Below are 8601 nucleotides of genomic sequence, written 5' to 3' on the forward strand. Positions count from 1 at the left end.
CATTCTCCACTGGCAGGCGCTTTTTAGGACATATAGCACTGCACAAAATACATCATACAAATCAAGTTTCTTTGGTTTTGTTTTCTTTCTGCTACTCTCCAGTATTGGTCTAATTTTTTTAAATTGTTCTTTACTTATATCGCTTGGATAGCTTTTTTGCATAGATATACCTCTTTCTTAACTATGCTTATTTTACCTCATATTTTCGAGATCCTTAACAGGTTCTTATAATGAGCAACATAATACTACCAAGAAATTTCTATGAGCGGTCAACTTTAATTGTAGCTGGAGAGTTATTGGGAAAAGTCCTCAAATTTTCTAACTTTAGTGGAATAATAACCGAAGTTGAAGCCTATATAGGAATGAATGACCCAGCTTGTCATGCGGCAAGAGGCTATACTAATCGAACCTCAGTAATGTTTGGTGTGCCGGGGTTTTCGTACGTATATTTTATATATGGAATGTACTACTGTTTAAACATTGTAACAGAAGCAGAAGGGTTCCCAGCAGCAGTGTTAATACGGGGATTAAAGCTTATTGAACCACTTGAAGCAAATTTAGGTGGACCAGGAATATTGTGCAAAAGATTAAATATTACAAAAGAACATAACAAACAGGACCTTACTATAAGCCACGAATTTTGTGTTTATGAATCCCACCTCAAACCAGATTATATTTGCACTCCGAGAATCGGAATTAGTAAAGGCCAAGAGAAATTTTGGCGGTTTAAGATTTTCTAAACTTAAGACCTTGCGTAGACTATTTGCCAATCGGATAATCACCAGTGAAACAAGCATCACAATATTGTGGTATAGCATTGTTACGCACCTCTCCTTTAACAGCCTGATATAGTCCATCAATACTCAAGAAGGCTAGGCTATCTACTCCTATAATTTCCTTAATTTCCTTTACAGATTTATTTGCAGCAATTAAATCTTTGCACTCTGGCGTATCTATTCCATAAAAACAAGAATGCTTAATTGGTGGGCTTGAAATTTTGAGGTGAATCTCTTTTACTCCTGCATCCTTTAGCATAACTATTATATTTGTTAACGTACTACCACGCACTATACTATCATCTATTAAAATTATGTTTTTACCTTTCAAAGTGTGCTTATTAGCATTGAATTTTAATTTTATTCTAACTTTACGTACTTCAGCGGTTGGTTGTATAAAAGTTCTTCCTATGTAATGATTACGAATTATTCCCAGTTCCATAGGTAATCCTGAATGCTTTGCATATCCAATAGCTGCAGGTATTCCAGAATCAGGTATTGGTACAACCATATCTACATTGTTTTTTGGTGGGCTCTCTTCTGCAAGTATTCTTCCTATTTCTTTTCTTGTATCGTATATAGACCTATTCTCCATTATGCTGTCTGGTCTTGAAAAATAAACGTATTCAAAAATACAAAAACTTGATTTTTGCTGTGGGAAAGGAAACATTGAGGCTAGCTTACTACCCGAACTGATGGTAACTAATTCGCCTGGTTCTATTTCTCTAACAAACTCTGCATTTATTATATCAAGAGCACAAGTTTCAGATGCAAGAACGTAAGAACCGTTTAACTTTCCTAAAACAAGAGGCCTGATTCCAGATGAATCACGTACTCCAATAACTACTTCTTGATTGATTGCAACAAAAGAATAAGCACCTTGTATTTGCTTTAATGCATATATAAAACTCTCTAAAAAGCTATCTTTTTCACCGCTTGCTGTCAGATGCACTACTACTTCTGTATCAATATCTGACTGAAAAACGCACTCTTGTTTAATCAATTGTTCGCGTATCGGAGAAATATTAATTAAATTACCATTATGTGCTATGGCGAAATCCCCAAATTTGCCACTTTTGCTAAACATGGGCTGCACTCCAAATTTATTACCACTTGTTGAGTATCGAACATGACCTATTGCACAACCTCCAGGCAAGGATTTCTTTATTTCATCTATATCATCAAATACGCTGCTCACTTGACCTTGAAAGTGATAAGAGTGCAGCTTATCGTTGTTACTGGTTACTACGCCAAAAGACTCTTGACCTCTATGCTGCAAAGCGTGGAGAGCGAGTATAGAGTTAAAAGCAGCACTTTGGTTGCAACTTATGCCAAATACCCCACATTCCTCACGCATTTCATCTAGCATAAAAACTATTAAGTAAAATTTAATTTTACTTTAGCATAGGTAAAATACAAGCATTTTGTTGTTCATCTGCTTTTATTGCCAGCAATAATCCTATGCATATTAAGCTTGCAGCAGTTGTACTTCCTCCATAGGACAGAAATGGCAATGGGTCGCCTATCACAGGTAAGAGGCCCATTGTCATTCCGATGTTTATAAAGAAATGAGCACTAAAAAAGGCGAAAATGCCGATAGATACCGACTTAGAAAAATAATTTTTCGACCCATAAACGATAGAGAAAATTATGCCAAGTAATGAGGTATAAAGCAAAATTAAAGCCATGCTACCTAAAAATCCCCATTCCTCACTCAGCACTGCAAAAGCAAAATCTGTACGTTTCTCCGGCAAAAATCCAAGTTGAGTTTGACTTCCGTTAACAAAGCCCTTACCAAGCAAACCTCCTGAACCAATAGCTATCTGAGATTGCTGCGCATTATAACCTATTCCAAGTGGATCCACTGATGAATCCAAAAACGACAATATCCTTTGCTTGTGATAAGGACGTAAAAAAGGCCAAATAGCCGGTACTGCAAAAATGCCAAGCGTTCCACATATTACCGAATGAGATCTTTTTATTATTGCTGTGAATATAATTGATATCCCTATAAATAACATTATCACAGCTGTGCCTAAATTAGGTTGCTTTAACACCAAGAACACGGGTAGGAAAATAATTATAAGTGCCTTAAGCAATCTTTTAAATTCCATCATTTTATATACACTCTGCTTATCAAAATAGCGAGCAAGCGCAAGTATTAAGCCTACTTTTGAAAATTCTGATGGTTGCAAACTAATTGATCCAATTCTTATCCACCTTGTTGCACCCATTATGTGTGAGCCAAAAAAATTCACTACTAATAGCGAAATCACTTCTGCTACATAAAAAAAGTAGGCGTGCTTCAAATAAAAATTTAGCTCTATGAATGACATAGCTATAGCAAGTAGGAAAAAGAAGGAGAATATGACCAGTTGGTGAATCGCAAATGGCACCCACTTTCCTCCAGCAGAAGAGTATTGAACAACAATGCCAACGCAAAACAGCGCTATCACGTTAATGACTAACAACCAATGAATCTTCTTCAGTCTACCCACAACAAAGACCTTATAACCTTAAAGTATAGTAAAATATGAAACAAAGATAAAAATCAAAAAACCAACTTCTCAACTACTAACCGAATTGGAGTGCTATATATTCCAGTTACTACTGTTAAAACTGCCATAAACAATAGACAGAAAAGCATAGGAAATGGCACATCATTAATTTTGTCCGGTGTCATTCCAGTGCGTGACGTTGCATCATTTTCAAAATACATTTTCTCTACCATCTTCCACATATATATCAATGCAAGGAAAGAGCCAGCAGCAAATGTTACAAGGGAAATCCACGCATGAGATTCGATAATTGCTTTCATTATATACCACTTGCTTACAAAGCCATTTGTTAAAGGCACACCGATTAATGCTAAACTGAGTAGAGTGAATGCAAGTGCTGTATAAGGCATTGATTTCTTGAGTCCCGATAAATTCTCTATTTTTGTTGTATCAAATTTGTAAGAAATACATCCTGCAGCCATGAATAAAGATGTTTTTATTATGCTGTGGTTTACTATGTGAAGAATTGCTGCAAATACACCTGTTTTTGAGTTAAAACTCAGTGCTAAAATTATATAACCAATTTGGCTGACACTAGAATTAGCAAGCAGCCTTCTTATATCTTTTGCAGTTATTGCAGATATTGACCCAAATATAACAGCGCAAAGTGCGAGGATAATTATCACATTGTCCAACAGCGGCTTAAACAAGAAAAAATTTTGTTGGAAAATGGTATAAAAGATTCTGATGAAAACATATATCATCACTTTAGTTACTGTGCCTGAAAAGAATATGCTGATGAAACTTGGCGCTTCACTATATGCATTAACCAGCCACCTGCTTAATGGAAACAGTGCCATTTTAATTGAGAGACCAACAAAAATGAACAATGTGCCAAGTTTTATGATGTTGTTATCGTATAATGGAACTATTCTTTCAGCCATGTCAGACATATTGAGTGTTCCAGTCATTGAATACAAGAGCCCGATGCCAAACAAGTAAAACGTTGCCCCTATAGTGCCACTAATTAGATATTCAAATGCTGCAACCAAGGCTTTTTTATCCCTTCCCATTGAAACTAATACATAAGAAGAAAGAGATGAAATTTCCAAGAAAACGTAAAGGTTAAATATGTCGTTTGTTACTAGAATCCCGAACAGTCCGCTTAAGCACAGTAGAAATAGAGAGTAAAAACCAGTGATTTTGTTTTTGCTCATCTCTTTTTCGTTAATATAAAAGCTATAAAGCACACTAATCAGCGCTATAAAATTCACTAGGGTTAGAATTAAGGAATTTAACACGTCGATTCTTAACTCTATTCCATACGGAGGAGCCCAATTTCCAAGGTGATAAGTTATAATTTCACCTTTATATGTTTTAATGAGTAGTATTGATGAAATGATAAGAGTGATTGTTGCTGCAATAAAAGAAATAAACCAAGATACCTTGTGTTTCTTGGCAAGAAAGCAAAACATTGATGCAATTATTGGGATAATAACTTGTAAGATTGGTAATTGCATTAAATTGTTGTTAATATATCGTTAAAGTATTAGTATATATAATACTTTTTGTTTTAATACCCTTATGTTATCTAAAATTTGTAATGCAATAAAACGCATATTACGAAGAGAAGATAAATTTGTAGGAAGAGATGAAAATGGAAATTCTTACTATGAATCAAGTAAAGGAAAAAGGTGGGTTATGTATAGCAGTGTTTCTGAGCCTACAACAGTGCCTCCGGAATGGCATATATGGCTTCACTATACTGATAATGTAGTACCAGTTAATAATAAAAAAAGAAAAGTAAAACATACTCCTAATTTAACGGGTACAAAAGATGCATACTATCCAAACCAAAAAGTGAAAAATTACTATAAAAGCTGGAGTCCTGATAACTAAAGATGCGAAGGTCAAATATACTTGAAATAACCGCTGGATTATTTGTATTAATTTTTACTATTTTTCTGATTTTCTTTGCTATTGATAAGCTATCTTACATAAAGAAAAACTATAAGGATTGCTATAAAATATATGGTCTTTTTGCTAACGCTAACGGTATAGGAGTTGGTGATAGTGTCAAGATCTCTGGTGTAGATGTTGGAAGCATAACTGGTGTATCACTTGACAAAGCTACCTACGTAGCACGAATCGATATGTGTATAAGCAAAGACATAAAATTGCCAATTGATAGTTCAGCTCTGATCACTAGCAGTGGAGTTGTTGGCAGTAAATTTGTTAATATATCACCTGGATCAGATATTAAACTAATCTTGCATGGTGGTAAAATAGAGTATATTCAAGCTGAAGCAAATATGGGTGGAATAGTGGACAGAATTCTTGGTATGTTTACAAAGTGAAAATGGCAGGATTCCAAGTATATCCGTCCAGGTAAAGCCTCCTGTAGTTCTAAAGTATTTAGGGAGTTTGCCTTATTTCTTGCCTTTTCTACCGCTTGCTTTGGGGTTTATAGTATAGAAAGTGCCTTAACAGTTGCAGTGCATGTCTATTAATGATAAAATGAAAATTAATTCATTTTGATATTATGACTGGTTTACTGTTTGCCGTACTATTGTTCCTCTGTGGTAGCGATGCACTTGCAAAACAGGAGCCACGTTCAATAGCTGGAGATAATCACATAAAGGTGATAAATTATAACCCACAAGCTATACATAAGTATACGGGTTTTTATGGTTATCAGTCCAGTATATTGTTTGAACCAGGGGAGGTAATACAAAACCTTTCAATGGGTGATTCAACTGGTTGGCAACTCCTTCCTCAAGGTAATAGATTGTTTATTAAGCCTATAGATGATATTGCCGATACTAATGCAACTATAATTACCAATAAAAGAGTTTATTACTTTGAACTTCATGCTGAAGAAGCAACTGGACTAGATGATCCAAAATTAGCATATGAAGTAAGGTTTCTTTATCCACTATTTAGCAGTGATGAGATTTACACAACAAATAACGGTGATATCTTCGAACAAGCTAGTCATACCATTATTCCTGATATAAACGATATTGAAGTTGTAAAGAAAGGCTTAAATTTTAATTATTCCATCTCGCACGTTAAAGGCAGTCAGTCAATAATACCAATCAAGGTTTTTGATGATGGAAAATTTACATATCTACAATTCAATAAAATAAACTCTGATTTCCCGGCAGTTTTTATGGTTGATTCTGCAGGGTATGAGTCTTTAGTAAACTTCCGTACAGTTGACGACTACCTGATAATCGAAAGGGTGAGTTCAGTGTTTACCTTAAGGAATGGATCGAGTACAGTTTGCCTATTTAATGAAAACATACCTTTCAAAAAAGGGTGAGTGATTAAAGGCTATAATGCCCGAGATATGGGTGCAAAATTTTTTCTATGATGTTCTGTAATTCCATAAAGGCCAATAGCGTTAAGGTGCTCTTTTGTTCCATATCCTTTATTTTTATACCAATTATATTCAGGATGCTTATTGTGCAATTCTTGCATAAGCCGATCTCTCGTAACTTTTGCAACGATTGAAGCTGCTGCAATTGATGTACTCAAATTATCACCATTTACTATGGATTTCACTTGCCATTTCACTTCAGGTGGTTGATTACCATCAACTAGCACATAATCTAATTCTATGTCCAAGTCCATCAACGCACGTTTCATTGAAAGTTTTGTTGCTTGCAAGATATTGTATGAATTTATTTCTTCTACGCTTGCCATTCCTATACCAAATTTTGCAACGGATGTTATTTTTTCATATAGGACTTGCCTACATTGAGGAGTCAACTTTTTCGAGTCGTTGATTCCATCGATAATTGTATTTCTATCAATAAACACTACGGCTGCGGATATTACTGGACCAGCTAGCGGACCTCTTCCAACTTCATCCACTCCTGCTATCACTCCTGATAATTTATTTTCTAATGTAAAGTCTGGGTATTTCATAGGTTTTTATAATAAGAAAGTTATAGTAAAAACTGAACAGATAATAGAAATTATCCAAAATTTCATAACGATTGCATTTTCTGACCATCCCTTCTTCTCAAAGTGATGATGTATTGGTGCCATAAGAAAAACTCTTTTTCCTTCTCCATATTTAAACTTTGTATATTTAAAATATGATATCTGAATAATCACAGATAGAGTCTCTATTACAAAGATTATTCCAATAACGGCAAAAAGCATTTCTCTTTTAATTAGGACACTAGTTAACCCTAAAGCTGCGCCTATCGATAAGCTACCAACATCACCCATAAATATTTTTGCTGGATGTATGTTAAACCACAAGAAACTTAGAATAGCTCCTATAAATGCAATGCAGAATAAAGTAATATTCATATCTGCTTGAGTTATGTATGCAATTAGCCCCAAAAAAGCAAAGGAAGTGATGACTTGAGTTGCGGCAAGGCCATCCAAACCATCTGTGAGATTCACAGCATTAGAAGAGCCGACAATTACAAATGTAGCGAATGGGAGATATAGATAGCCAAAATCGATTATTACTCCTTTAAATAGGAACATTTTTGTAAAACCTTCAGCAGAGTTTAGCTTAAGTATAGACATACTAACCAGAGCTACAATAAACTGAATAAGTATTTTGGCTTTTGCACTTAAACCTCGATGGTGATTTGCCTTTAACTTTAAATAGTCATCAATAAATCCAAGTAGAGCAAAAAATAGAGTTATCAATATCAGCAGCAAAATTTCTGGTGTTAACTGAGCCCAGAGTAAAATTGGTAATAAAGAAGAAATCAGTATTATTATTCCGCCCATAGGTGGTACATTCTTTTTTGTTATTAAATGACTTTCTGGTCCACATGATCTAATTGGCTGCCCATCTTTACTTATTTTTTTTAGAAGCTTTATAAAATAGGGAAAAAGAATAAATCCAAAAACAAATGAGGTAAAAAATACTTTTGTAGCTAAGATCATCTGCTTATTTAATTGACTAAGTGTCATACCACCTATAGCTAATAAAGTCAACTTCTGTCATCCTATAGCCTGACCCACAACTGTACGAACGTTGTAGTTTGGAACACCAGTGGGGTGTCATCCCAGCGCCCAGACACTGGTTCTATGCAACTTAATTAAAAACGTTTGTTTTAGTGTAAGAACCTGTTTAAAATCTTCGTAATAGGAGAGAAATGAAGGAAAGGACAATCATTTGCAAGCTGGTGTTGAGTTTACGTTCGCAATTTTTCCACAATCTTCTACATTTTTCTAACCAAGCAAAAGATCGCTCAACAACCCATCTCTTTGGCAATACAATGAAAGAATGTAATTCACTTCGCTTTATTACCTCAACAGTTGCACCAATAGTAGCTTTTATTTGAGTTGCA

At 34.9% G+C, this 8601-nt stretch carries 11 protein-coding genes; 4 read left to right on the plus strand and 7 right to left on the minus strand.

Translation table 11 applies throughout. The features are described from left to right. Nucleotides 1-162: transposase (locus OZD63_RS04450; RefSeq protein WP_275008250.1), on the minus strand; the 162-nt coding region annotated here is incomplete at its 3' end. Between the two features lie 68 nt (nt 163-230). Here OZD63_RS04450 and OZD63_RS04455 point away from each other — a divergent pair. Next, the gene (locus tag OZD63_RS04455) at nt 231-740 is read left to right on the plus strand and encodes a DNA-3-methyladenine glycosylase (protein ID WP_264705328.1); all 510 of its coding nucleotides are present in this window, start codon (nt 231-233) and stop codon (nt 738-740) included. A 19-nt stretch (nt 741-759) separates the two neighbouring features. Here the strand turns inward: OZD63_RS04455 and purF are convergent, their stop codons facing one another. Genes purF through OZD63_RS04470 form a run of 3 tightly spaced genes read right to left on the minus strand, consistent with a single transcriptional unit; the run spans nt 760 to nt 4794 of the window. Next, nucleotides 760-2145: an amidophosphoribosyltransferase gene (gene purF, locus OZD63_RS04460; protein ID WP_275008235.1), complete on the minus strand. Its 1386-nt coding sequence runs from the start codon at nt 2143-2145 to the stop codon at nt 760-762. A gap of 25 nt (nt 2146-2170) precedes the next feature. Further along, complete coding sequence (gene rodA, locus OZD63_RS04465; RefSeq protein ID WP_275008237.1) at nt 2171-3274, minus strand: rod shape-determining protein RodA; 1104 nt, start codon at nt 3272-3274, stop codon at nt 2171-2173. Nucleotides 3275-3327: 53 nt separating this feature from the next. Continuing rightward, a complete protein-coding gene (locus OZD63_RS04470; RefSeq protein WP_274979746.1) occupies nt 3328-4794 on the minus strand; it encodes a proton-conducting transporter transmembrane domain-containing protein in 1467 nt (488 codons plus the stop codon). Between the two features lie 64 nt (nt 4795-4858). On the opposite strand from OZD63_RS04470, the gene OZD63_RS04475 reads away from it, so the two are divergent. The 3 genes from OZD63_RS04475 (at nt 4859) to virB9 (ending at nt 6599) form a co-directional block, all read left to right on the plus strand. Continuing rightward, nucleotides 4859-5173, plus strand: a complete 315-nt coding sequence (locus tag OZD63_RS04475) for an NADH-ubiquinone oxidoreductase subunit NDUFA12 family protein (RefSeq protein ID WP_275008239.1) — start codon at nt 4859-4861, stop codon at nt 5171-5173. Nucleotides 5174-5175: 2 nt separating this feature from the next. Further along, nucleotides 5176-5631 (plus strand): outer membrane lipid asymmetry maintenance protein MlaD, encoded by a 456-nt coding sequence (gene mlaD, locus OZD63_RS04480; protein WP_275008241.1) that lies wholly within the window; start codon nt 5176-5178, stop codon nt 5629-5631. Between the two features lie 185 nt (nt 5632-5816). Continuing rightward, nucleotides 5817-6599, plus strand: coding sequence for a P-type conjugative transfer protein VirB9 (gene virB9, locus OZD63_RS04485; protein WP_182321139.1), 783 nt, complete (start codon nt 5817-5819; stop codon nt 6597-6599). An 11-nt stretch (nt 6600-6610) separates the two neighbouring features. Here virB9 and OZD63_RS04490 read toward each other — a convergent pair whose 3' ends face one another. The 3 genes from OZD63_RS04490 to OZD63_RS04500 all read right to left on the minus strand — a co-directional run. Further along, on the minus strand, nt 6611-7207 hold the full coding sequence (locus OZD63_RS04490) for a ribonuclease HII (protein ID WP_275008243.1): 597 nt from the start codon (nt 7205-7207) through the stop codon (nt 6611-6613). 6 nt (nt 7208-7213) lie between these two features. Next, on the minus strand, nt 7214-8194 hold the full coding sequence (gene mraY, locus OZD63_RS04495) for a phospho-N-acetylmuramoyl-pentapeptide-transferase (RefSeq protein ID WP_275008251.1): 981 nt from the start codon (nt 8192-8194) through the stop codon (nt 7214-7216). A 187-nt stretch (nt 8195-8381) separates the two neighbouring features. Next, a partial coding sequence (locus OZD63_RS04500; RefSeq protein WP_275008063.1) for a transposase occupies nt 8382-8601 on the minus strand: 220 nt, incomplete at its 5' end.

The organism is Wolbachia endosymbiont of Drosophila leontia (genome assembly GCF_028981785.1).
Taxonomy (GTDB): Bacteria; Pseudomonadota; Alphaproteobacteria; order Rickettsiales; family Anaplasmataceae; genus Wolbachia; species Wolbachia pipientis.